The sequence below is a fragment of the Micromonospora sp. NPDC003197 genome (assembly GCF_053590565.1).
Map to the genome: position 1 here is coordinate 1 of NZ_JBSFTE010000032.1, position 24154 is coordinate 24154.

Consider the following 24154-nt stretch of genomic DNA (forward strand, 5'->3'; position numbering starts at 1 on the left):
CAAGAGGGTGTCCAGGTCTTGCGTCACAACACGATCTTGGACGCCCTCTCTTCATGCCCAGACATCGACCCCTGACATCGGAACTACTCGTCTAGAGGAAGGGCGGTCGAGAACGGGTGCCGCTGACACATATCCGTCCGACTCGACCGCCCTCCCTCCAGGCCTGGATTCCTATTCCTGGGCGTCCGGCTGGGTCATCCACTGCACGAGTTGGACGACAACACCATTCGGGTCAGTCACCTGGAAGTAGCGCTCCCCCCAGGGCTCGGTCTCGATCGGCGTGGTGATCTCTACCCCCTCGCGCTGGATCCGGGCGTACTCGCCGTCGATGTCCTCCACCACGAAGACCACGATCAGCCCGCTCGCGTGCTGATCACGCAGGCTGTCCGGCTTCAGGCTGGCCAGACCGGTACGCAGGAAGATGACGTTGAACCCGAGATCGTCCCGGGTCAGCGAGACGAACCCGTCGGCGGCCATCTCCTCCCGGAACCCGAAGTGCTGCTTGAGGAAAGCAGCCGAGGCTGCCACGTCGTCGACGTTCAGCGAGATGGCGGCACCGGTGATCTGCAAGGGGATCTCCTCGGTCGAAGCGGGTCGAGGCCCTCAGCCTCATTTACCGTACATTGTACACCGTACGGCGTAGAGAGTTTCTGTCCAGTCTGATCCGTAACGCAGATCACCCCGCCCCCTAGACTCAGGGGGCGGGGTGATCTTTCAGCACGCGGCCTGGCCGCGTCCGGCGTACGGGTCAGAGGTTGGCGACGTCACCCTGCTTGGCGCGGACCGCCTCGGCGGCCTCCTTCAGGCTGGCCAGCTCGTCGGCGTCCAGGTCGGTCTCGACGACCCGACGTACGCCCTCGGCACCGATCTCAGCCTCGACGCCCAGGTAGACGCCGGAGATGCCGTACTCGCCGTCAACCCAGGCACAGACCGGCATGACGTCGCCGGAGTCGGTCGCCACGGCCTTGGCCATCCGGGCGGCAGCGGCGGACGGGGCGTAGTACGCCGAACCGGTCTTCAGCAGCGCGACGACCTCGGCGCCACCGTTGCGGGTCCGGACGACCAGCTCCTCGATCTTTTCCGCCGGCATGACGTCACGCAGCGGCTTGCCGTCGACCGTGCTCTTGGACGGAACCGGGACCATGGTGTCACCGTGCGAGCCCAGGGTCAGCGTCTTGACCGACGCGACCGGCACCGACAGCGCCTCGGCGACGAAGTTGCTGAACCGGGCGGTGTCGAGCATGCCGGCCTGGCCGAGCACCCGGTTCTTCGGGAACTGGGTAGCCAGCTGTGCCATCGCGGTCATCTCGTCCAGCGGGTTGGAGACGACGATGATCACCGCGTTCGGGGCGTACTTGGCGACGTTCTCGGAGACCTGGCGAACGATCTTCGCGTTGGTCTCCAGCAGGTCCATCCGGCTCATACCGGGCTTACGGGGCAGACCAGCGGTGATCACGACGACGTCCGAGCCCTCGATGGCCTCGTAGCCCTCACCGTTCGGGCCGGTGGTGGCGCCGACGACCTTGGTCTCGAAGCCCTCGATCGGCCGCGACTGGTTCAGGTCCAGCGCCAGCCCTTCAGGCTTGCCCTCCACAATGTCGGTGATGACCACCGTGTCGAAGACGTCGTACTCGGCCAGGCGCTGTGCGGTCGTCGAGCCGTAGAAGCCAGCGCCGACGACAGTGACCTTTTTGCCCATGGTCGTCCCACTCCCTGATACCAGTCGGGTTTTCCGGACCGTATCAGCCATGGTCGCACCGTTCAGGGCAGGGCTGGTGACCGTTGGCCGGATCACCACTTGGTTGTGGTGTTAGGAAGGGCCCCTTCCTATGCAAAAAGCGATAGGAAGGGGCCCTTCCTAACCGGCGTCCCGCTCGGCGCGCTCCACCACGTTGGCCAGCAACATGGCCCGGGTCATCGGCCCGACGCCGCCCGGCATCGGTACCAGCGCGCCGGCCACCTCAGCCACCTCGGGATTGACGTCCCCGGTGTAACGGCCCTTGCCGTCCGCACCGATCACCCGGGTGATGCCCACGTCGACCACCACCGCACCCGGGCGGACCATGTCGGCGGTGAGCAGCCCCGGTACGCCCGCGGCGACGATCACGATGTCCGCCTGCCGGGTGTGTGCGGCCAGGTCCAGCGTGCCCGTGTGGCACAACGTCACGGTGGCGTTCTCGCTCCGCCGGGTAAGCAACAGCCCCAACGGGCGACCCACGGTGTTTCCCCGCCCAACCACGGCGACCTCGGCCCCGCGCAGTGCCACGTCGTGCCGACGCAGCAGTTCCACGATGCCGCGCGGGGTGCACGGCAGCGGACCGGGGTAGCCGAGCACCAGGCGGCCGAGGTTGACCGGGTGCAGGCCGTCGGCGTCCTTGTCCGGGTCGATCAGCTCCAGCACCCGCTGGGTGTTGATCTGGGCCGGCAGCGGCAGCTGGACGATGTAGCCGTGGCAGGCCGGGTCGGCGTTGAGTTCGGTGATGACCGCGTCGACCTGCTCCTGCGTCGCGTCCGCTGGCAGTTCCCGTCGGATCGACGCGATGCCGACCTCGGCGCAGTCCCGGTGCTTGCCGTTGACGTACGCCTGCGAGCCCGGATCCTCGCCGACCAGTACCGTACCCAGGCCCGGGACGATGCCCCGTTCCGCGAGTGCCTTCACCCGTACGCGCAGCTCATCCTTGATTTCCGCTGCGGTCGCCTTGCCATCCAAGAGGGTCGCCGTCACACCACGAATCGTCTCACGTCCGCAGAATTCCCGTGATCAGGGACCAGATCCGACGGTCCGCCAGTAGACAGTGCCAGCAGTTCCCGCGTCGCGGCGGCCAGTTCCCCACCACGAGGATCTTGACTCACGATTCGCTCTCCGCCGATACGACCTTTCGGCCGATCTGCAAATCTCGATATCTTGCTAGCATGCCTAGGAGACGCGCAGCTGCCCTGGTATCTGGGGCACTGACCGGAGTTGCCTTGTTGGCCGGATGCAGCGAGGCGACGCCCACCGGCATCCCGGGAACATCGCCGACCAGGCCAGGAACATCCCCGACCGGATCAGCGTCAGCGGTGGCCAAGCCGCCCTGCCCGCCCTCCGCTGACTATCCGATCAGCTCCGACAGTGGGGACAGGGAAGCACCGGGAGTCGGCAACGGCGTCACCCTGTGGGCGCTGTTCTTCCCGAGGGAGGGGGAGAGGGAACTACGGGCCACCAAGGAGACAAAGATCGTCTGGCGGATGACCGGGACCGGCGATCTGCGTATCCGGGCCGTCGGGCCGGGCGACGCCACGGTGGCACCGACGTGGGGACCGGAGGGTCACACCGGGAGCATCTGGTCGCGCCCCGGCGACGAATGGGGCACGGGGTGGGTCTTCCCGACTGCCGGCTGCTGGACGGTGCAGGCCGACCGCGACAACGGGGCAACGGCCCTGCTGACCCTACGAGTCGCTCCATGATCTGTGCCCCCGGTACACGACCGGGGGCACAGATCATGGTGGAACCGTCAGTGGAAGAAGTGCCGGGTCCCGGTGAAGTACATGGTGATCCCGGCGGCCTGTGCGGCGGCGACGACCTCCTCGTCGCGTACCGAGCCGCCGGGCTGCACGACGGCCCGTACGCCCGCGTCGATCAACACCTGCAACCCGTCGGCGAACGGGAAGAACGCATCCGATGCCGCGACCGCACCCCGGGCCCGATCCGCCCCGGCCCGGGTAACCGCGAGGTGTGCCGAGTCGACCCGGTTGACCTGTCCCATCCCCACCCCGACGGTCGCGCCGTCGGTGGCCAGCAGGATCGCGTTGCTCTTCACCGCGCGCACGGCCCGCCAGGCGAAGGCCAGGTCGCGCAGGGTGTCCGGGTCGGCCGCCTCGCCCGCTGCCAGCCGCCAGGTGCCAGGGTCGTCACCAGGGGCATCCACCCGGTCCGCCGCCTGTACGAGCACACCGCCGCTGACCTGCCGCCACTCGGCCGGCTGTGGTGACCAGGCCGGGGCCCGTAGCAGCCGGATGTTCTTCTTCGCGGCCAGCACTTCGACCGCACCCTCGGCATAGCCCGGCGCGACGACGACCTCGGTGAAGATCTCGGCCACCTGCTTGGCCAGCTCGACAGAGACCGGCTGGTTGACCGCGATCACCCCGCCGTACGCCGACACCGGGTCGCAGGCGTGCGCCTTGCGGTGCGCCTCGGCCACGTCCACGCCGATCGCGATGCCACACGGGTTGGCGTGCTTGATGATCGCCACCGCCGGGGCGTCGGCGAAGTCGTTGGCCGACCGCCACGCCGCGTCCGCGTCGACGTAGTTGTTGTAGGACATCTCCTTGCCGTGTAGCTGCTCGGCCTGGGCCAGCCCGGCCGGCGTCCCGGCGTCGACATAAAGCGCTGCCTGCTGGTGCGGGTTCTCCCCGTAGCGCAGGGTCGCGGCGGGGCGCAGGGCGAGCCCGCCGAAGCCGGGCCACGCCTGACCTTCCTCGCTCAACGTCATTGCGCACCAGTTGGCGACGGCCACGTCGTACTCGGCGATGTCGGCGAAGGCGCGGGCGGCGAGCGCGCGGCGCTGCGCCAGCGTGAAGCCGCCGTCGGCCACGGCCGCCAACACCAGGGGGTACGCCGAGACGTCGGTGACCACCGCCACGGAGGCGTGGTTCTTGGCGGCGGCGCGCACCATGGCCGGACCGCCGATGTCGATCTGCTCGATGCAGCTGTCGAAGTCGGCGCCGGAGGCGACCGTCTCGGTGAACGGGTAGAGGTTGGATACCAGCAGGTCGAACGGCTGCACACCGAGCTCGTCGAGCTGGGCAACGTGGCTGTCCAACCGTAGGTCGGCCAGGAGTCCGGCGTGCACCTTCGGGTGCAGGGTCTTGACCCGGCCGTCGAGGCACTCGGGGAACCCGGTCACCGTCTCCACGGGCGTGACCGGCACCCCGGCCCGTTCGATGGTTGCGGCGGTGCTGCCGGTCGACACGATCTCGACCCCGGCGGCGTGCAGCGCCTGGGCGAGTTCGGTCAGTCCGGTCTTGTCGTACACGCTGATCATTGCGCGACGCACCGGGCGCCGACCGTCTACTGCGGACCCGCTCTGGCTCACGGGATGGTGACCTTTCTTCCGGAAATCGTCCAACCCTCGCGGACCAGCCGGCCGATCTGCTCGACCAACTGACGCCGTTCGGCTTCCTTGATGCGTTCGGTGAGGGTTTCCTCGTTGTCGTCGTCGAGCACCGGCACCGCCACCTGGGCGACGATCGGGCCGGTGTCGACTCCAGCGTCGACGAAGAAGAGGGTGGCCCCGGTGAGCTTGACGCCGTAGGCGAGCGCGTCCCGGGGACCGTGGATGCCGGGGAACGCGGGCAGCAGGGTGTTGTGCGTGTTGAGGTAGCGGTCGCCGAAGGCGGCGAGGAAGTGCGGCCCGACGAGTTTGAGGAAGCCGGCCGAGATCACCAGGTCGGGCCGATGCTCCTGGATGCGTCCGGTGAGTGCCTGGTCCCACTCCTCGCGGGTCGGGTACGCCTTCAGCGGCTCGACGAAGACCGGTACACCGGCTGCGGTGGCCCGGTCGAGACCGGCTATTGCGTCCCGGTCCGCGCCGACGGCGACCACCTGTGCGCCGTAGGCCGGGTCGGCGCACGCGTCTAGTAACGCCTGCAGGTTGCTGCCGGAGCCGGAGATGAGGACGACGAGGCGGGCGGCCGCCGCGGGCTCAGTCACGACAGCACCCTATCGGGCAGGTCGGAGCGCCCTCCCGGCCCCTCCACCGGCAACCATCACAATTTCTGACCGATGTGACAACTGCTCGGCAAGTTGCCAGCGCAGTACCCCCCTGGTGTCGCATGCATTGGGTACGCTGCCGGACGCTTCGGAGTTTGGTCTCTCGATGAACGGCCGCTCTCCGCAGCCCTCCACCCAAGAAGGACGACGTCCCAAGGAGTTCACCACCATGCAGCCCGGCTACCCCTACCAGCAGCAGCCGCCGCCCCAGATCGACAACAACATGACGATGTCCATCGTCGCGATCTTCCTGTTCTGGCCGCTGGCCATCCCGGCCATCATGGCCGCGTCCAAGGTCAACCCGCTGCTCCAGCAGGGTAACTATGCTGCTGCCCAGGCAGCCGCCGCCGATTCCAAGAAGTGGTCGAAGCTGGCCCTGATCATCGGTCTCATCCTCTGGGCCATCAACATCATCTGCTGCGTCATCTACTTCGTCATCGGTTTGTCGGCGGCCTCGACCAGTGTCTAAGCGCAACCACAGTTCCTGACAGGAGTCACCCATGCAGCCCGGCTATCCCGACCAGGACCCGTACGGCCAGCAACCACCGCCTCAGGATCCCTACGCGCAGCCGCAGCAGCCGTACGGGCAGCCCACCTCCGGCCAACCGGGGTACGGCGAGCCCACTTATGGGCAGCCCACCTCGGGCCAGCCGTACGGACAGCCCTCGTCGGGGCAGCCGGCCTACGGTGCCCCCACCTCGGGGCAGCCGGCCTACGGTGCCCCCACCTCGGGGCAGCCGGGGTACGGCGAGCCCGCCGTTGGCAAGCCCACCTCGGGTCAGCCGTACGGGCAGCCGGCGTACTCGGACCCGTACGGCCAGCAGCCCATCTCGGGGCAGCCGTACGGCGCTGGTCAGCCTTACGGTATGCCGGGCTACCCGGCGGCCCCGGGCTACCCGGCGCCGCCGGCCCAGCAACAGAACACGCTGGGCTTGGTCTCGATGATCCTGGGCATCGCGGCCATCCCGCTGCTCTTCTGCTGCTATCTCGGTTTCCCGCTGGGCATCGCGGCGGCGGTGACGGGTTTCCTCGGCAAGCAGAAGGCGGACCAGGGGTTGGCCGACAACCGGGGCCAGGCATTGGCCGGTCTGATCTGCGGCGCGGTCGCGGTCGGGCTCGGCATCCTCTCCATCATCCTGAACTTCGTCGGGATGGCCCTCGTGCCGACCAGCTACTGAGTCAGCCGGCCACGCGTTCGGGGCGCTCCGGAACTTCCGGGGCGCCCCGCCGCGTCAGTGGGGGTGGACGCTGAAGACTCGGGCAGCGGCGGCACCGATCATGGCGCCCGCCGCCAGCACGAGCGTCGCGATGGCCGCGACCAACCAGGGCACCGGCCCCATCTCCATCAACCGGCCGCCGCCGAGCGGCCCGCCCGAGACCAGGGCGGCGAGTCCGAGCAACACGCCGGCCACCGGACCGGCGATCGCCGCCGCCGCGATCAGCCGAAGCCAGCCAATCTGGGTACGGTCCCGGGCAGCGGCGCGAAGTGTCCGGCGCATGCCCAACCAACCGGCGGCCATGCCGGCGAGCACCGGCACGGCGAGCAACAGCGCACCAGAACCGCCGACGGGTCCGCTCGGGAGGCCGGCGATCAGGGGTACGGCCGGCAGCGCGCCGACCGTCACCTCGGTGGTGCTGATGGCGGTGTCGGTGCCGACGGCGAACCCCGGCCCAAGGAGGTAACAGGCGGCCCAGATGGCGGCGTTGGGCGCGTAGGCGACGCTGAGCAGGGTGATGCCCGCCTGCCCGGCCACCCCGGTCCGATAGGCGCCAAGCATGTCGCTGGCCTCGCCACCGCCGGTGGCCACGGCGAGTCCCGCCGCCGCAGCGCCGGCTCCGAGTACGAGCAGCGCAGCGACGAGTCCGGTACGCACCCCGTCCCGCAGGGCGGCGGGTGTCCGCTCGGCCAACACCCCCAGGGCATCGGTGTTGCGCGCCGCGCCGAGCAGCGCCGACAGCGCGCCGAAGACGGCGAAGGTGAGGCCCGCCCGGGGCAGGGAGACGGTGAGCCCGGTGACGTCGACGGCGACCGCCGCGAGGGCACCGAGTACGCCGTACCAGAGGCCGACCGTGCCCGCGACGGCGAGCGCCTGCCGGGGCGAGCCGCGCCGCTGCGCGCCGATGGCCCGGCTGGTGTGTACGCCGGCCCGGGCGACCCGCCACGCCGCGAGCGCACCGAGTGCCAGCGGCGCGAGGCCGATCGGGCCGGCGCTGGTACCGAGGGGCACGCCGTGCCCCAGCAACCAGCCGGCAAGCCCAATCCGGATGGCTCCGGCGAAGGTGGCCGAGTCTTCGGTGAGCTGGGCCAGGCCCAGGACGGTAGCGACCGGGAGGAACGAGACCAGCGCCGCCCAGCAGGTGTTGATGCCGGCGGCGACCGCCAGTGGAGCCCGACGGCGGGGACGCGGTTGCCCACCGGACCGCTGCACGGGTGGGCGACCGGTCCGTCGGTCCGGTCCCGCGACCGGCTCGACCCCGCGATCGGGTGGGTCGGCGTCGCCAAGCTCCGGATGAGCGGAACGGTGCGGCGGATCAGGGGGGACGGGTGGCATCAGCGCCTACTCTGACACGTCCGCGAAACGGCCGCTGGCCGACACCACCGCTGGTCGCACCACGAGCTTCGTGATATGCCCACATATCACCCTTACCAGGCGGATCCTCGGACAACCGCCGCGTTCACCAGGGCCAAGCAACAACCCCCCCGGGTACGCAAACGAACGGGGCCGGCCACAGCATGCGGCCGGCCCCGTCACGGGTGGTACTCAGTTGCCGGACATGATCTCCCGCATCAGGCGGGCGGTCTCGGTCGGCGTCTTGCCGACCTTGACGCCGACCGCCTCCAGCGCCGCCTTCTTGGCCTCGGCGGTGCCGGACGAGCCGGAGATGATCGCCCCGGCGTGGCCCATCGTCTTGCCGGGAGGCGCGGTGAAACCGGCGATGTAGCCGACCACCGGCTTGGTCACGTTGGCCTTGATGAACTCGGCAGCCCGCTCCTCGGCGTCGCCACCGATCTCACCGATCATCACGATCGCGTCGGTCTCCGGGTCGGCCTCGAAGGCCGCGAGCGCGTCGATGTGGGTGGTGCCGATGATCGGGTCGCCACCGATGCCGACGCAGGTGGAGAAGCCGATGTCGCGCAGCTCGTACATCATCTGGTAGGTCAGCGTGCCGCTCTTGCTGACCAGACCGATCCGGCCGGAACCGGTGATGTCGGCCGGAATGATGCCGGCGTTGGACGCACCGGGCGAGGCGATGCCCGGGCAGTTGGGGCCGATGATTCGGGTCTGCTCGCCCTTGGCCACGTTGTACGCCCAGAACGCGGCGGTGTCGTGCACCGGCACACCCTCGGTGATCACCACGGCAAGGTCGATGCCGGCGTCGATCGCCTCGATCACGGCGCCCTTGGTGAACTGCGGCGGTACGAAGATCACCGTGGCGTCCGCACCGGTGGCCTGCATGGCGTCGGCCACGCTGGCAAAGACGGGCAGTTCGGTGCCGTCGAAGTCGACCGTCTGGCCCGCCTTACGCGGGTTCACGCCGCCGACCACGTTGGTACCGGCCGCGAGCATCCGCCGGGTGTGCTTCATGCCCTCGGAGCCGGTCATCCCCTGGACGATGACCTTCGAGTCCTTGGTCAGCCAGATTGCCATCTCAGACCCCCGCAGCCGCGAGCTCGGCGGCGCGCTCGGCCGCTCCATCCATGGTGTCCACCCGCTCGACGAGCGGATTCGCGGCGTCGTCGAGGATTGCCCGACCCGCCTCGGCGTTGTTCCCGTCCAGCCGGACGACGAGCGGCTTGGTGACCTTCTCGCCCCGCTGCTCCAGCAGTTCCAGGGCCTGGACGATGCCGTTGGCCACCTCGTCGCAGGCGGTGATGCCACCGAAGACGTTGACGAAGACGCTACGCACCGCAGGGTCGGACAGGACGATCTCCAGCCCGTTGGCCATCACCGCCGCGCTCGCGCCACCACCGATGTCGAGGAAGTTCGCCGGCTTGACCCCGCCGTGCCGCTCGCCCGCGTACGCCACCACGTCAAGGGTGGACATGACCAGACCGGCACCGTTGCCGATGATGCCGACCTCGCCGTCGAGCTTGACGTAGTTGAGGTCCTTCTCCTTGGCCCGCTGCTCCAGCGGGTCCACGGCGGCCTGGTCGACCAGTGCCTCGTGGTCCGGGTGCCGGAACGCGGCATTGGCGTCCAGCGTCACCTTCGCGTCGAGGCAGAGCACCGTGCCATCTGCGGTCTTGGCCAGCGGGTTGACCTCCACCAGGGTGGCGTCCTCGGCGACGAACGTCTGCCACAGCTTGACCGCGATGGCGGTGATCTGGTCGGCCACCTCGGCCGGGAACTTGGCGGCGGCGACGATCTCCCGCGCCTTCGCCTCGTCCACCCCGACGTTGGCGTCGATAGCGATCTTGGCGACCTTGTCCGGGGTCTCCGCCGCGACCTGCTCGATGTCCATGCCACCAGCCACGCTGGCGATGCAGAGGAAGGTACGGTTGGCCCGGTCGAGCAGGTACGAGAAGTAGTACTCCTCGGCGATGTTCGCGGTAACCGTGATCATCACCTTGTGGACGGTGTGACCCTTGATGTCCATGCCCAGGATGTCGCCGGCCCGAGCCGTCGTCTCCTCAGCACCCTCGGCGAGCTTCACCCCGCCGGCCTTGCCACGGCCACCGACCTTCACCTGCGCCTTGACGACCACCCGGTCACCGAGGCGCTCGGCGATCGCCCGGGCCTCCTCCGGGGTCGTGGCGACGCCGCCGGCGAGCACGGGCAACCCGTGCCGCTCGAACAGGTCACGCCCCTGGTATTCGTACAGGTCCACGATTGTGTGTCCCGTCCCGTCTCCGCGACGCGCCGTCGCGCCGCCGCCAGCGTGAATTGAGTTGACGCCTGTCGTCAGATGAAACAGGCCATCGGCCGCAGCCTAGCGAGGCGGGCACCGCCGGCAACCGAGCGGGTGCGCGGTGTGCGGTAATGCACATGCCGACCGGAGCGCCGGCCGGCTCGGAGCGGTCCCCACCACCCGTCAGGCCCGCCCTAGCTTACCGGGCACCGACCGGCCGAAAAGTAGCCGATCGCCTGCATGATCTCCGCTTCGGGCCGGTCCCCGAAGTTGAGGGTGGCGGTCAGGCCGGTGCCGAAGACCCCCTGCATCATGCTGCTGTCCAACGCCGTGTACGCCCCGAGGTTGCCGAGCATCCGGGGATCGCGGAGTTTGACACAGACATACTTGTTGAACGCCCAGCGACGGCGGTAGACCTGCTCGACTGCCTCCCAGGGCAGCCAGACCGCCTGCCCCCGGGTGGGCCGCGTCTTGATCCACAGCCCGGTCGGGCCCACCGCCAGCACCGGCCCGCCCGAGGCGACCATCCAGTACTGCAGGCCGAACAACCCGCCGAAGGTCACGAGAAAAATCCCGAGCCCGATGAGGACCATCTCGGGGCTACCCGCCATCGCCATCAGCCCGAGCGGGCAACCGGCCATCAGAAGGACGAAAGCCATCAGCCCGCCGAAGAAGAGCAGGTATTTGCGCCCGCTCGGGCGTACGACGAAGGGCTGGTCCTCGGGAATCCGCTTCACCAGCGGTGCCGGCGCGACCGGAGGCTGTTGCCAACCACCGGGCCCCGCCGGCTGCTGGGGCCATGCCTGCTGCTGCGGCTGGGCGGGGCCACCCGATTGCTGGGGCCATGCCTGCGGGTTGGCCGGCTGCTGGGGCCATGCCTGTGGGGTGGGCGGCTGTTGGGGCCATCCGCCGGACGTGGGGGGCGGCTGCTGCGGGGGGACGGTCATGACTCGGCTCCTGGGGGCGGCGGTGTGGCATGCGGGTCATGTGGTGACGCGCACAGGCTACGGCCGGAAGTCACTCCGATGGAAAAATCGTCGACTCTTTCCGGCGGCTGCGTAACCCCGGCCGGAGGGCATCGTTGAGTCAGATGTCAGAGCGCGATCGAGCGCGATGGCGGGAGCGGCCGATGCCCTGTCGGTCGAGGGGTGGCGGCGGGGCATCGTGCATAGAGAGGCCGGACGTGTGAGGGGTGCGTCCGGCCTCTCCCCCGTCTTCGAATACCGCCTTCGGATGGACCGCCCGCTCGCGGCGAGTCAGGTGACCGGTGCGGTAAGTCAGGCGACCTGTTGGGCGACGTTCTGGTTGACCCAGTCCACGATCGATTTGGTCGTCGCACCGGGTGTGAAGATCTTCGCGACGCCGAGCCGCTCCAACTCCGGGATGTCGGCCTCCGGGATGATGCCGCCGCCGAAGACCATGATGTCCTCGGCCTCTCGCTCGGTCAGCAACTCCAGCACCCGCCGGAAGAGCGTCATGTGTGCCCCGGAGAGTACGGAGAGACCGATGATGTCGGCGTCCTCCTGGATGGCTGCCTCAACGATCTGCTCCGGTGTCTGGTGCAGCCCGGTGTAGATGACCTCCATACCGGCGTCCCGCAGGGCGCGAGCAACCACCTTGGCACCGCGATCGTGCCCGTCCAGCCCTGGCTTGGCCACGACGACCCGAATTCGAGAGCTCATCAGCGCAACACCTTTCCAGGGCGGCATCCGCGGCAACTACCTGAACGAACGGTAACCTGCCTCCCGCGCGCTTCGGAAGCCGGGAGCGACAGTGCTCCCTCCCGCGCCGGTCGGACAGCCATCGGGTCGACACCCGCCAGCAGTCGGGACCCGCCGCCAGATTGGCATCCAGCACCGGATCGGCGCCCGCCATCGGGTCGGCACAGTGGACCGCCTACCGGACCAGCGCCTACCGGAGCAGCCAGGGTGGCGCGGTGGCCCCTGGGGCAAGCAAGATGACGATCCGCCACCAGCCGCAAACGAAGCGCTACTAACGAAGGTATCCGCAAAACGTTACGACCTAGGCTATTCCATAGCGGACAGCCGCACTCCGTATTAGTGATTTGCGCGGTGCGGCTTGTGAGTCGCCTGGGGGTTGGCTACCGTGTCCAACGGTTGCCATCAGGCCCACAGCCGGGTGACGACGCGGTGATCCAGTGTTCATCTCGCTACACGACACTGGCGAAGCCGCCTTATTGACCCGATAACGGAGGATGTGCGTGCGCCAGCGCTTGTCGTCTGAGCCCGACCGATATCGCGGTCGGCGTCGCGTCCCCACTCCTCCTCGCAGCCGCTACGCCGCAGTCGTAACCTCCGCCTTCGTTGGCGCGGGCATCGTGGCCCTCGGCGCCGGCGCCATGCCGGACGCCAAAACGGTCAACCCCAGCGCGCTCGCCGCCGAACTGGAGAGCGACACCCAGATCAGCGCCGATGCCGCAGCCCGCGCCGCTGACGCCGATCGCGCCTCCCGCGACAACCCCCGCGACAACGTCGAGGCGGCGACGACCGACGCGTCAAACGACGTCTGCCTCCTGCCACTGCGCGGCTACCAGTTCACCACCCCCTATGGGATGCACTGGGGCAAACTGCACACCGGCATCGACCTTGCCGCCGCCGAAGGCACCCCCTACCAGGCCATTCGCGCCGGCACGGTGACTAAGGCAGGCTGGTTCGGTGGCTACGGCTACGCCGTGATCATCAAGCACACCGACGGCAGCGAGGCGATCTACGGACACTCGTCCAAGCTGACGGTCAAGGAAGGCCAGCAGGTCAAGGCTGGCGACCAGCTCGGCCTGGTGGGCAGCACCGGCCACACCTATGGGCCTCAACTACATCTCGAGGTCCATGTCAATGGCGAGCCGAAGGACCCGATTCCGTGGCTCCAGGAGCGGGGAGTGGACATCAAGCTGGAAATGCAGCCAAGCTTCGCGGATGTCACCAGCTCCTGACTCTTTGCGCTGTCCAACCTACCGCCCGGACCTCACGGTTCGGGCGGTTTTTCGTTGATCACTCTCGGTAAAAGTTTCCTACGCCACAACAGGTGATGTGAGCGACACCACGCCGGTACTCCACCTGCCTGCCGGTCAGTAACTGGCGATACCCGGACAACGACCCCGACCACCGCGGCTCGTCGTCCGCCCATCGGCGACCGACCTTCTACCCCTTTTCCCTGGTCAAAGGCGCGGCAAACAAATATTTGCCAGTCCGTGCCCCTCGACCACGAAGGTTCCCCCGTGCAGGAAAACGAGTCGCTCGAGAACCACCACGACACCCCTGAACGCGACGCCGAAGTGGGCCGTCACCGGGTGCGCAGCAGACTGAGCACAGGCCGTACCCCCTACCTCGCCACCGCCCTCGTAGCGCTGGTCGGCTTCGGTATCGCGGGCATCTCCGCCGCCGTCACCCCCGACGAGCAGGACGCCACCGAGACCACCGCTGTCGCTCTGGACGAGCGGGCCCGGGCCGAAGCTGCCGACCGCGCGGACCGCTCCTCGCGGGACGACGCCACCGCTGACCCGACGTCGACCTCATCGGCTCCCAGCCCCTCAGCCACCACCGAGGCACCCGCGACCGAGACCCCCACCGCTGAGGCCACCCCCAGCAAGGCGGCAGCGCCCGCGACGAAGAAGGCCACCACGGCGGCCAAGCCCAAGGCGGACTGGGTAAACCCGATGCCCGGCGCCTCGACCACCTCCTGCTACGGGCAGCGGTGGGGCACCCTGCACGCCGGTATCGACCTGGCCATGCCAGCGAACACCCCGGTGGTCGCCGCAGCGGCCGGCACCGTCGTCAACACCGGCTGGGCCTTCACCGGCTACGGCATCTCCGTGGTCATCGACCACGGCAACGGCTACCTGACGCACTACGCCCACCTGAACGAGACCACGGTGAACGTCGGCCAGAAGGTCAGTGCCGGCACCCTCATCGGCCGCGAGGGCTCCACCGGTGACTCGACCGGACCGCACCTGCACTTCGAGGTGCACAACGGCCTGTGGAACCAGGTCGACCCCGGTCCGTGGATGCGGGCCCGGGGCGTCGACCTCGGCTGCTGAGACGCTACCCGTACCTCCCCCGACGCGAAGCCCGGTCTGGCAGCTGCCAGACCGGGCTTCGCGATGTATGGGGTCCGAGAAACCGGGTCAGAGCTTCTCGATCGGCGCATGCCGCAGCACGAGCCACAGCGTCTGGTCACCGAAGTCGATCTGGGCACGCGCACCCGGACCGTGCCCCTCGACCGCGACCACCCGGCCCAGCCCGTAGCGCTGGTGGTTGACCCGGTCCCCAGCCGCCACCTTGGGGCCCCGGGGCAGTTCACTGGCGGTGGCGAGCCGGCTGCCATCGACTCCGAGGCGCTGGGCCAACTGGGCCGCCTTAGGCGTACCCCCGGCGAAGCCGCTGCCCCGGCCCGCCGGCTGCCGGTCGACGTCGGCCCGGCCGCCCACCCCGCCGCCGGTACCGGACCAGGACGTGTAGGAGCCGCCGGTACGCTCCCAGCGCACCAGGTCGGCCGGGAGCTCCTCCAAGAAGCGCGACGGCGGATTGTAGGAGGGCTGCCCCCACGCCGAACGGGTCACCGCGCGGGACAGGTAGAGGCGCTGGCGGGCCCGGGTGATACCAACGTAGGCCAGCCGCCGTTCCTCCTCCAGCTCCCGGGTGTCGCCCAGCGAGCGCAGGTGGGGGAAGACGCCATCCTCCAGCCCGGTGAGGAACACCACCGGGAACTCCAGCCCCTTGGCGGTGTGCAGGGTCATCAGGGTGACCACGCCCTGGTGGTCCGGGTCGTCGGAGGGGATCTGGTCGGCGTCGGCAACCAGCGCCACCTGTTCCAGGAAACCGGCCAGGGTCGCCCCCTGCCCGTCCTCGGCCTGGGCCTCGAACCGCTCGGTGTACTCCCGGGCGACGCTCACCAGCTCCTGGAGGTTCTCCACCCGACCGGCGTCCTGCGGGTCCAGGCTCTCCTCAAGTTCGCTGAGATAGCCGGAGCGGGTCAGCACCGCCTCCAGCACCTCCTCGGGCAGCGCGGTGGCGGACATCTCGCGGAGGTCGTCGAGGAGGGCGACGAAGTCGCCGATGCCGTTCGCCGCACGGGTGGAAATGCCGGGTGCGTCCACCGCCCGGCGCAGTGCCGCGCCGAAGGAGATCCGGTCGCGGGCAGCCAGCGCCTCCACGCACGCCTCCGCCCGGTCCCCGATGCCCCGGCGCGGCGTGTTGAGGATGCGTCGCAGGCTCACCGTGTCGTCGTCGTTGACCACCGCCCGCAGGTAGGCCAGTGCGTCGCGGACCTCCTTGCGCTCGTAGAAGCGCACCCCGCCGACCACCTTGTAGGGGAGCCCGACCCGAATGAACACCTCTTCGAAGACCCGGGACTGGGCGTTGGTGCGATAGAACACCGCCACCTCACCCGGACGAGCCTCGTCGTCGTCGCAGAGTCGGTCGATCTCCCGGGCCACCCAGTCCGCCTCGGCGTGCTCGGTGTCGGCAACATAGCCGACGATCTGCTCACCGGCGCCCTGCTCGCTCCACAACCGCTTGGGTTTCCGGGAGGCGTTGTTGTCGATCACCGCGTTGGCGGCGTTGAGGATGGTCTGGGTGGAACGGTAGTTCTGCTCCAGCAGGATGGTCCGGGCATCCGAGAAGTCCCGCTCGAACTCCAGGATGTTACGGATCGTCGCGCCCCGGAACGCGTAGATCGACTGGTCGGCGTCACCAACCACACACAGCTCGGCCGGGGGCAGTTCGACGTCACCACCGCCCACCAGTTGCTTGATCAGAACGTACTGGGCGTGGTTGGTGTCCTGGTATTCGTCCACCAGCACGTGCCGGAACCGTCGGCGGTAGCTCTCCGCGACGTGCGGGTGCGCCTGGAGCAGGTGCACCGTCGTCATGATCAGATCATCGAAGTCGAGCGCGTGCGCCTCCTTGAGGCGCTGCTGGTAGCGGGTGTAGACCTCGGCCAGGGCCCGCTCGTTGGGGCCCTTCGCCCGACCGGCGAACTCCTCCGGATCGACCAGCTCGTTCTTGAGATTGGAGACCTGGGCCGCCAACCCCCGCGCCGGATAACGCTTCGGATCAAGGTCGAGCTCACGCGCCACCATCTGCATCAACCGCCGCGAGTCGTCGGCGTCGTAGATGGAGAACGTCGACTTCAACCCAGCGTGCTCATGTTCGGCACGCAGGATACGTACGCAGGCCGAGTGGAAGGTCGACACCCACATCAGCCGGGCCCGGGGACCGACCAGAGCGGCCACCCGCTCCTTCATCTCCGCCGCGGCCTTGTTGGTGAAGGTGATCGCGATGATCTCGCCCGGATGCACCTGCCGGGCGGCCAGCAGATAGGCGATCCGATGGGCGAGTACTCGGGTCTTGCCCGAGCCCGCGCCCGCCACGATCAGCAACGGCGGGCCCGCATGGGTCACCGCGTCCCGCTGGGGACCGTTGAGGCCGGTCACCAGAGCCTGTGGATCCAGACCGGACGGCGACTGAGGGCGTGGTGACGACGGGGACGGCGACGACGACGAGACCGACGGTGGGTCGCCGATGGGCGGGATTTCGAAGAGAGCATGCATCGCGTGGCGAGTCTATGTCGCCGGTAGGACATCCCCACACTGCCCGCCCCTCCCCCGATCGACGTCGTGCCGCCGTATGACAAGGTCTGGCGTGTTCCTGCCTGGTCGAGAACGATGACCGGGTAGCGCCTTGAACCTCCCCGTACCCCCACTTGGGAGAAGAACATGAGTCAACCGCGTTCGCGCGGCCGCGTACTGCGACGCCTCGCGGTACCCGCCCTCGCGCTGGCCCTCGTCGGCGCCCTGCCGATCGCCAGCGGCCCGACACCGGCAGCCGCCAGTCCGACCACCAACCTGACCCCGGTCTCGATCTCCTACGGATCGGGCCTCGGCAAGACGGTCAAGGGCAACTTCCTGAGCTACAACGACTTCCACGGTGCGATCGACCCGCCGACCGGCAGCGGAGCCACCGTCAACGGCACCCCCGCCGGTGGGGTGGAATACCTGTCGACCTGGCTGAACAAGCTGCGTGCCGAGGCCCGCGCCGAAGGCCGGAAGACCACCACAGTCGGTGCCGGCGACCTGATCGGCGCGACCCCCCTGGTCAGCGCCGCGTTCCACGACGAACCCACCATCGAACTGATGGACCAGATCGGGCTGGACATCAGCTCCGTCGGCAACCACGAGTTCGACGAGGGCGTCGACGAGCTGCTGCGCCTCAACCGGGGCGGCTGCCACCCGGTCGACGGCTGCCAGGACGGCGACGGCTTCAACGGGGCGAAGTTCACCTACCTGGCTGCCAACACCGTCAACAAGCGGACCGGGCTACCGATCCTCCCGCCGGTGGCCATCCGGCACGTCGGCGGCGTACCGGTCGGCTTCGTCGGGGTCACCCTCGAAGGCACCCCGGACATCGTCAACCCGGCCGGCATTACCAACGTCGAGTTCAAGGACGAGGTCGAGACCGCCAACAAGTGGGCCGCCCGGCTCAAGCTGCTCGGCGTACGGGCCATGGTCCTGCTGATCCACGAGGGTGGCGCCCAGTCGCCGCCGCCGAGCACCCCCGGGGTCTCCGACTGCGCCAACTTCTCCGGCCCGATCGTGCCGATCGTGGCGGGCCTGCGCCCCGAGTTCGGCCTGGTCGTCTCCGGGCACACCCACCGGTTCTACTCCTGCTCGCTGCCGAACTCCTCCGGCGCGCACAGCGTCGTCACCAGCGCCGGCACCAACGGACAGCTGATCACCGACATCGACTACACGCTGGACCGGCGAACCGGCCGGTTCGCCGAGATCACCGCGCGCAACGTGATCGTCGAGAACGGGGTGCGCAACCCGGACGGTAGCTGGCAGGAGACCACCCCGGGCAACTACGTCCGCAACCCGGACCTGGTCAACCCGGCTACGAAGGCCCTGGCCGACAAGTACCGCCAGGCGGTCGCCCCGATCGCCAACCGGGTCATCGGACGGATCACCGGCGACATCACGCGCGACGTCCAGCCCAACCAGGAGAGCCCGATGGGCGACGTCATCGCCGACGCCCAGCTCGCCTGGACCACCGCCAACGGCGCGCAGCTCGCCCTGATGAACCCGGGCGGAATCCGGGCCTCCCTGCCGTACGCCGCCTCCGCCGGTGACGAGGAACCCGGCGAGGTGACCTACGGCGAGGCGTTCACCGTGCAGCCGTTCAACAACCTGGTGGTGACGCAGACCCTGACCGGGGCGCAGCTCAAGGATGTGTTGGAGCAGCAGTTCCCGGGCTTCGGTGGGCAGACCACCCAACGCGTCCTCCAGGTCTCGGCCGGCTTCACCTACTCGTACGACACCACGAAGCCGGCGGGCGAGCGGGTCAGCGAGCTGAAGCTGGGCGGTACGCCGATCGACCCGGCGGCCAGCTACCGGGTCACCACCAACGACTTCCTGGCCAACGGTGGCGACGGGTTCACCACCCTGCGGGAGGGCACCGCCCGCTCCACCGCGCCCGGATTCGACGTCGACGCGCTGGTGGCCTACCTCGGCGCGGCTCCGGTGGCCCCCGGTCCGGCCAACCGCATCACCCGGCTGGGCTGAAAGGAAGGGCCCCTTCTTATCGTTTTTTGTATAGGAAGGGGCCCTTCCTAACTCGAATGCTTGCGCGAGGCCACGCCACTCGGCATACTCGACCGCGTGATCGAGCAGGTGCGTGCCTACTTTTACTACGGCTCCGGGAGTCCGGCAGCCGTGGGTCGCACCTGATCAACTGACCTACCGAAAGCCCCGGGCTCCTGGAGCCCGGGGCTTTCTGCTTCGGGATCCGGACACCGCGGCCTGTCTGAAGAGGGAGTGCCCGATGATTACCAACATGGTGGAACAGCCCGCCGACGCCGAAGCCAGCATGCCGACCGATCCGTCCGCCGATGCCCGGGCCAGCGCGCCATCCGGGCCGTCTGCTGATGGTCCCCAAGCCAGTACGCCATCCGGACCGTCCGTCAACGCTCCCCAAGCCAACGGTGGGGCAGGGACCGGAACTGGCACGGACGCTCCCGCCGCAGCAGCACGTATCGCTGCCATCCGCGAGCGGATCGATGAAATCGACGACACGCTCATCGCACTGTGGCAGGAGCGGTCGGCCCTGTCCCAGCAGGTCGGTGCCACCCGGATGGCGTCGGGCGGGACCCGGCTCGTGCTGTCCCGGGAACGGGAGATCGTCGAACGCTTCCGGGAGGCGTTGGGAGCCGACGGTACACAGCTCGCACTGCTCCTGCTGCGGGCCGGCCGCGGTCCCCTGTGAACGTTGCCCTGACCAGTCGCGCCACCACAGCCGGCGAAACCGGCGGAGCGCCTCACGCGCCACAGCCGGCACCACCACAGCCGGCACCGCCCACCACGCACCGCGTGCTACCGACGGCGAACCCGGCGGTGTGCGTACCCGCACTGGCGGGAAGAACGAAGCGGGGCTTGCCGGAGTCGATCCTCCGGCAAGCCCCGCTGATCCGAGCCTGTGCTGCGGCGCCGATCAGGCCTCGTGGCTGACGACGATCTCCCGCTTCTCGGCGAAGTGGCAGGCGCTGTCGTGGTCGGAGCCGGGACGCAGGGTCAGCGCCGGCACCTCCGTGGCGCAGATGTCCTGCGCCTTCCAGCACCGGGTACGGAACCGGCAGCCCGACGGCGGGTCCACCGGGCTCGGCACGTCACCGGTCAACCGGATGATCGCCTTGTTCTCCCGGCTGGTCGGGTCCGGCACCGGGACGGCGGAGAGCAGCGCCTGGGTGTACGGGTGGGTCGGGCGCTCGTAGATCTCCTCGTCGGTGCCGACCTCGGCGACCCGCCCCAGGTACATGACCGCGACGCGGTCGGAGAGGTGGCGGACCACGGAGAGGTCGTGCGCGATGAAGATGTACGACAGTCCGAACTCGTCCTGGAGCTTGCCGAGCAGGTTCATCACCTGCGCCTGGATGGAGACGTCGAGCGCGGAGACCGGCTCGTCACAGACGATGATCTCCGGCCGTAGGGCCAGTGCTCGGGCGATACCGATCCGCTGCCGCTGACCGCCAGAGAACTGGTGCGGGTAGCGGTTGATGTGCTCGGGGTTGAGCCCGACCACATCGAGCAGGTCCATGACCTTGCCCCGCCGGCTGCCCTTCGGAGCCACTTCGGGGTGGATCTCGAACGGCTCGCCGATCAGGTCACCGACGGTCATCCGGGGGTTGAGCGAGGTGTACGGGTCCTGCATGACCAGCTGGATCTGCCGGCGCATCCGGCGCATCTCGCTGCCCTTGAGCCCGAAGATCTCCTTGCCCTTGTAGCGCACCGACCCCGAGGTGGGGCGCTCCAGGTTCATCAGCACCCGGGCCAGCGTGGACTTGCCACAGCCGGACTCGCCCACCACGCCGAGGGTCTCGCCCTTCTTCAGGTCGAGCGATACCCCGTCCACGGCCTTGACCTGGCCGATGGTCTTCTTGAAGACGATTCCCCTGGTCACTGGGTAGTGCTTGACCAGGTCGCGGACTTCGAGGATGTTCTCAGTCACGGTTCACCAGATCCTCAGCGAAGTGGCAGGCGCTGCCCCGGGTGGGGCCGATCTGCAGCAGCGGGGGCACCTTCTCCCGGCACACCGGCTGCACCATCGGGCAACGCGGGTTGAACGGGCACCCGGCGGGGATGTTCAACAGGCTCGGCGGGAGCCCCTTGATCGTCCGCAGCTCCTGGCCTTTCTCATCGATCCGCGGGATCGAGTCGAGCAGACCAATCGTGTACGGGTGTGAGGGCTTCGCGTACAGCTCGTGTACGTCCGCCTCTTCGACGATACGCCCGGCGTACATCACCGCGATCCGGTCCGCGACGTCGGCGACCACGCCCAGGTCGTGCGTGATCAGGATCAGGCCCATCTGCCGCTCACGCTGCAGCTCGGCCAGCAGGTCCATGATCTGCGCCTGCACGGTCACGTCGAGCGCGGTGGTCGGCTCGTCGGCGATCAGCACCTCGGGGTCGAGCGCGAGCGACATCGCGATCATGACGCGCTGCCGCATACCGCCCGAGAACTGGTGCGGATAGTTGTTGATCCGCCCCTTCGCGTTCGGGATCTGCACCAGGTCGAGCATCTCGATGGCGCGCTTCTTGGCGTCGGCGCGGCTCATGCCCCGGCGGAACCGGAACTGCTCGGCGATCTGGAACCCAACGGTGAAGACCGGGTTCAACGCGGAGAGCGCGTCCTGGAACACCATCGCGATGCCCTCGCCGCGGATCCGCCGCCGCTCCTCGGGCGACATCTTCAGCATGTCGCGGCCGTGGAACCGGACCTCGCCACCGGTGACGAAGCCGGGCGGGGTGTCGAGGATGCCCATGATGGTCTGGGCGGTCACGCTCTTGCCGGAGCCGGACTCTCCCAGCACGGCAAGGGTCTCGCCCGCGTCGACGTGGTAGGTCACCCCATTGATGACCTTGGCCACGCCGTCCCGGGTGCGGAATTCCACCCGGAGGTCCTCGACCTCAAGAAGGCGGCCGGAAGGACGTCCGGAGGCATCCGCTGCGGACCGCTCGGAAACGAGTATGTCGGACACAGGATCTCCTACCGGAGTTTCGGATCGAGAGCCTCGCGCACTGCCTCACCGAGGGTGACGAAGCTGAGTACGGCGGCGACGAGGAACGCGGAGGGGAAGAGCAGCAGGTGCGGCGAGACCCGGATCAGGTTCCGCGCCTCGCTGATCATGATGCCCCAGGACACCACCGGCGACTTCAGGCCGACACCGAGGAACGACAGGGTCGCCTCGGCGCCGATGAACGACCCGATGAGGATCGTCGAGTAGACCAGCAGCGGAGCCATGCAGTTCGGCAGCAGGTGCTTGAAGATGATCCGCCCCGACCCGGCACCGAGTGCTCGCGCCGCCACGACGTAGTCGGCGTCCTTGGCGGCCAGCACCGCCGACCGCATGATCCGCATGGACACCGGCCAGGTCAGCACCACCAGGGACATGATTACCAGTCCCATGATGCGCCACTCGTTGTTGTCCGACCCAGGCGCGTTGAAGGTGAAGAGAATCACGATCGCACCGAGTACGAACGGCAGGCCGAAGAAGACGTCGGCGATCCGGGACAGGATCGAGTCCACCCAACCGCCCTTGAACCCGGCGATCATGCCCATCGCACCACCGATGAGGACCGTGCCGATGGTGGAGAGCAGCGCAACGATGATCGAGGCGCGTGCACCGTAGATCACCCGGGAGTAGACGTCCTGGCCCAGCACGTCGTAGCCGAACCACGCCTCGCCCGACGGCTTGGCCAGGCTGTTCGTCAGCGTGCCGTACGCCGGGTCCTTGCTGGTAAACAGCCACGGGAAGGCGGCGACCACCACGAAGAAGCCGATGAACACCACGGAGATCCAGAAGAGCGGCTTGCGGCGCAGGTCCATCCAGGCGTCGCCCAGCAGCCCACGCGGCTTCTCCCGCTTGGCGTTGGCGGGCATGCCAGCGTCCGGCGGTGCGGTGCCGCCGGCAACGGTGGGTGCCTCTGCCGGCGGAGTCGTGACTGCCGATCCGATTGTGGGGTCACTCATAGCGGATCCTCGGGTCCAGGGCGGCGTAGAGCAGGTCGACCACCAGGTTCATGAGCAGATAGACGAGCACCAGGATCACGACGATGGAGACCACCGTCGCGCCTTCCTTGGTGACGATCGCCCGGAAGACCTCTCGACCAATTCCGTTGATATTAAAGATACCCTCAGTTACGATCGCGCCACCCATGAGGCCGCCGAGGTCGGTACCGAGGAACGTGATCACTGGAATCATCGAGTTACGCAGCAGGTGAACTCCCACCACCCGGCGCATGGGTAGCCCCTTGGCGATGGCGGTCCGCACGTAGTCGGCACGACGGTTCTCCGCGATGCTCGTCCGAGCCAACCGGGCGATGTACGCCATGGAAGTGCTACCAAGGACGAATCCAGGTATCAGCAATTCGGCGAAGGGCACGTCGCTGGAGACGGTGGGGTTGACGATGCCCCACTTGACACCGAACAGGTACTGCAGCACGAAGCCGGTGACGAAGGTCGGGATCGCGATCAGGAACAGCGTCGAGACCAGGACCAGGTTGTCCAGGAAGCCGTTACGCCGCAGACCGCTCAGCACGCCGGCGGTGATGCCGATCAGGGCCTCGACGGCCAGCGCGACAAGAGCCAGCTTGAGGGTGTTGGGGTAGGCAGCGGCAATCAGTTCGTTGATCGACCGGCCACCGTACGTGGTACCGAAGTCCCCCTGGAACAGGTTCTGCATGTACTTGGCGTACTGCACAACGAGCGGCTGGTCGAGCGCGTATTTCTCGATCATGCCGGCGATGTAGGAGTCTGGGCAGCGGCGGTCACCGCATTTCCCAGCGAAGGGGTCGCCGGGCACTGCCCAGACGAGCCAGTAGATCAGGAACGTGGTCCCGATGAAGACGGGAACCAGTTGGAGCAGCCGCCTCAGAACATAACGGCCCATGGGTCCTCCAGACAGGAGCGCGTCGGGCGCCCGACACGGGTGGCAGATGCGCGCCGGAAACGTGGCAGACGCACCCCGGCGATACCGCCTCGGGTC

23 protein-coding genes are annotated in these 24154 nt (G+C 68.5%); 7 read left to right on the forward strand and 16 right to left on the reverse strand.

Translation table 11 applies throughout. The features are described 5' to 3' along the window. Positions 1 to 171: 171 nt before the first annotated feature. The 3 genes from ACWDV4_RS26405 to ACWDV4_RS26415 all read right to left on the reverse strand — a co-directional run bounded on the left by ACWDV4_RS26405 (position 172) and on the right by ACWDV4_RS26415 (position 2725). A complete protein-coding gene (locus ACWDV4_RS26405; protein WP_449983931.1) occupies positions 172 to 570 on the reverse strand; it encodes a VOC family protein in 399 nt (132 codons plus the stop codon). 178 nt (positions 571 to 748) lie between these two features. After that, positions 749 to 1699 carry a malate dehydrogenase gene (mdh, locus tag ACWDV4_RS26410; RefSeq protein ID WP_449983933.1) on the reverse strand — a complete coding sequence of 317 codons (951 nt, stop codon included), beginning with the start codon at positions 1697 to 1699 and terminating at the stop codon, positions 749 to 751. Positions 1700 to 1858: 159 nt separating this feature from the next. Continuing rightward, a complete protein-coding gene (locus ACWDV4_RS26415; protein WP_449983935.1) occupies positions 1859 to 2725 on the reverse strand; it encodes a bifunctional methylenetetrahydrofolate dehydrogenase/methenyltetrahydrofolate cyclohydrolase in 867 nt (288 codons plus the stop codon). 188 nt (positions 2726 to 2913) lie between these two features. Between ACWDV4_RS26415 and ACWDV4_RS26420 the strand changes: the two genes are divergently transcribed. After that, positions 2914 to 3447 carry a hypothetical protein gene (locus ACWDV4_RS26420; protein ID WP_449983939.1) on the forward strand — a complete coding sequence of 178 codons (534 nt, stop codon included), beginning with the start codon at positions 2914 to 2916 and terminating at the stop codon, positions 3445 to 3447. Between the two features lie 47 nt (positions 3448 to 3494). Here ACWDV4_RS26420 and purH read toward each other — a convergent pair whose 3' ends face one another. Beyond that, positions 3495 to 5075, reverse strand: a complete 1581-nt coding sequence (purH, locus tag ACWDV4_RS26425) for a bifunctional phosphoribosylaminoimidazolecarboxamide formyltransferase/IMP cyclohydrolase (RefSeq protein ID WP_449983943.1) — start codon at positions 5073 to 5075, stop codon at positions 3495 to 3497. Then, entirely contained in the window at positions 5072 to 5692 is a 621-nt protein-coding gene (gene purN / locus ACWDV4_RS26430; protein WP_449983946.1) for a phosphoribosylglycinamide formyltransferase, read from the reverse strand. The genes purH and purN overlap by 4 nt, the downstream gene beginning before the upstream one ends. 127 nt (positions 5693 to 5819) lie before the next feature. Between purN and ACWDV4_RS26435 the strand changes: the two genes are divergently transcribed. Further along, positions 5820 to 6221, forward strand: a complete 402-nt coding sequence (locus tag ACWDV4_RS26435; protein WP_449983949.1) for a CD225/dispanin family protein — start codon at positions 5820 to 5822, stop codon at positions 6219 to 6221. A 25-nt stretch (positions 6222 to 6246) separates the two neighbouring features. Here the strand turns inward: ACWDV4_RS26435 and ACWDV4_RS26440 are convergent, their stop codons facing one another. Continuing rightward, on the reverse strand, positions 6247 to 6669 hold the full coding sequence (locus ACWDV4_RS26440; protein WP_449983951.1) for a hypothetical protein: 423 nt from the start codon (positions 6667 to 6669) through the stop codon (positions 6247 to 6249). A 24-nt stretch (positions 6670 to 6693) separates the two neighbouring features. On the opposite strand from ACWDV4_RS26440, the gene ACWDV4_RS26445 reads away from it, so the two are divergent. Beyond that, positions 6694 to 6930, forward strand: a complete 237-nt coding sequence (locus ACWDV4_RS26445) for a DUF4190 domain-containing protein (RefSeq protein WP_449983954.1) — start codon at positions 6694 to 6696, stop codon at positions 6928 to 6930. Between the two features lie 54 nt (positions 6931 to 6984). Here the strand turns inward: ACWDV4_RS26445 and ACWDV4_RS26450 are convergent, their stop codons facing one another. The 5 genes from ACWDV4_RS26450 to ACWDV4_RS26470 all read right to left on the reverse strand — a co-directional run bounded on the left by ACWDV4_RS26450 (position 6985) and on the right by ACWDV4_RS26470 (position 12285). Beyond that, positions 6985 to 8304: a cell division protein PerM gene (locus ACWDV4_RS26450; RefSeq protein ID WP_449983956.1), complete on the reverse strand. Its 1320-nt coding sequence runs from the start codon at positions 8302 to 8304 to the stop codon at positions 6985 to 6987. A 210-nt stretch (positions 8305 to 8514) separates the two neighbouring features. Then, on the reverse strand, positions 8515 to 9402 hold the full coding sequence (gene sucD, locus ACWDV4_RS26455) for a succinate--CoA ligase subunit alpha (RefSeq protein WP_449983959.1): 888 nt from the start codon (positions 9400 to 9402) through the stop codon (positions 8515 to 8517). Between the two features lies 1 nt (position 9403). After that, complete coding sequence (gene sucC / locus ACWDV4_RS26460) at positions 9404 to 10582, reverse strand: ADP-forming succinate--CoA ligase subunit beta (RefSeq protein WP_449983962.1); 1179 nt, start codon at positions 10580 to 10582, stop codon at positions 9404 to 9406. Positions 10583 to 10797: 215 nt separating this feature from the next. Next, the gene (locus tag ACWDV4_RS26465) at positions 10798 to 11550 is read right to left on the reverse strand and encodes a hypothetical protein (protein ID WP_449983964.1); all 753 of its coding nucleotides are present in this window, start codon (positions 11548 to 11550) and stop codon (positions 10798 to 10800) included. Positions 11551 to 11880: 330 nt separating this feature from the next. Next, on the reverse strand, positions 11881 to 12285 hold the full coding sequence (locus ACWDV4_RS26470; protein ID WP_449983967.1) for a cobalamin B12-binding domain-containing protein: 405 nt from the start codon (positions 12283 to 12285) through the stop codon (positions 11881 to 11883). A 539-nt stretch (positions 12286 to 12824) separates the two neighbouring features. Between ACWDV4_RS26470 and ACWDV4_RS26475 the strand changes: the two genes are divergently transcribed. Both ACWDV4_RS26475 and ACWDV4_RS26480 read left to right on the forward strand, forming a co-directional pair. Then, complete coding sequence (locus ACWDV4_RS26475) at positions 12825 to 13553, forward strand: M23 family metallopeptidase (RefSeq protein WP_449983970.1); 729 nt, start codon at positions 12825 to 12827, stop codon at positions 13551 to 13553. A gap of 285 nt (positions 13554 to 13838) precedes the next feature. After that, positions 13839 to 14657 (forward strand): M23 family metallopeptidase, encoded by an 819-nt coding sequence (locus tag ACWDV4_RS26480; RefSeq protein WP_449983973.1) that lies wholly within the window; start codon positions 13839 to 13841, stop codon positions 14655 to 14657. An 87-nt stretch (positions 14658 to 14744) separates the two neighbouring features. On the opposite strand, the gene pcrA is transcribed toward ACWDV4_RS26480, so the two are convergent. Then, a complete protein-coding gene (gene pcrA, locus ACWDV4_RS26485) occupies positions 14745 to 17171 on the reverse strand; it encodes a DNA helicase PcrA (protein WP_449983975.1) in 2427 nt (808 codons plus the stop codon). A gap of 165 nt (positions 17172 to 17336) precedes the next feature. Here pcrA and ACWDV4_RS26490 point away from each other — a divergent pair, with 165 nt between their 5' ends. Beyond that, a complete protein-coding gene (locus tag ACWDV4_RS26490; protein ID WP_449983977.1) occupies positions 17337 to 19178 on the forward strand; it encodes a bifunctional metallophosphatase/5'-nucleotidase in 1842 nt (613 codons plus the stop codon). Positions 19179 to 19482: 304 nt separating this feature from the next. Next, positions 19483 to 19878, forward strand: coding sequence for a chorismate mutase (locus ACWDV4_RS26495; RefSeq protein WP_449984094.1), 396 nt, complete (start codon positions 19483 to 19485; stop codon positions 19876 to 19878). 225 nt (positions 19879 to 20103) lie between these two features. On the opposite strand, the gene ACWDV4_RS26500 is transcribed toward ACWDV4_RS26495, so the two are convergent. The 4 genes from ACWDV4_RS26500 to ACWDV4_RS26515 are packed head-to-tail and all read right to left on the reverse strand — an operon-like array spanning position 20104 to position 24058. Then, the gene (locus ACWDV4_RS26500) at positions 20104 to 21117 is read right to left on the reverse strand and encodes an ABC transporter ATP-binding protein (RefSeq protein WP_449983980.1); all 1014 of its coding nucleotides are present in this window, start codon (positions 21115 to 21117) and stop codon (positions 20104 to 20106) included. Further along, positions 21110 to 22138: an ABC transporter ATP-binding protein gene (locus tag ACWDV4_RS26505; protein ID WP_449984097.1), complete on the reverse strand. Its 1029-nt coding sequence runs from the start codon at positions 22136 to 22138 to the stop codon at positions 21110 to 21112. The genes ACWDV4_RS26500 and ACWDV4_RS26505 overlap by 8 nt, the downstream gene beginning before the upstream one ends. A 17-nt stretch (positions 22139 to 22155) precedes the next feature. Further along, entirely contained in the window at positions 22156 to 23139 is a 984-nt protein-coding gene (locus ACWDV4_RS26510) for an ABC transporter permease (protein WP_449983983.1), read from the reverse strand. After that, entirely contained in the window at positions 23132 to 24058 is a 927-nt protein-coding gene (locus ACWDV4_RS26515; RefSeq protein ID WP_449983985.1) for an ABC transporter permease, read from the reverse strand. The genes ACWDV4_RS26510 and ACWDV4_RS26515 overlap by 8 nt, the downstream gene beginning before the upstream one ends. Positions 24059 to 24154: the final 96 nt, after the last annotated feature.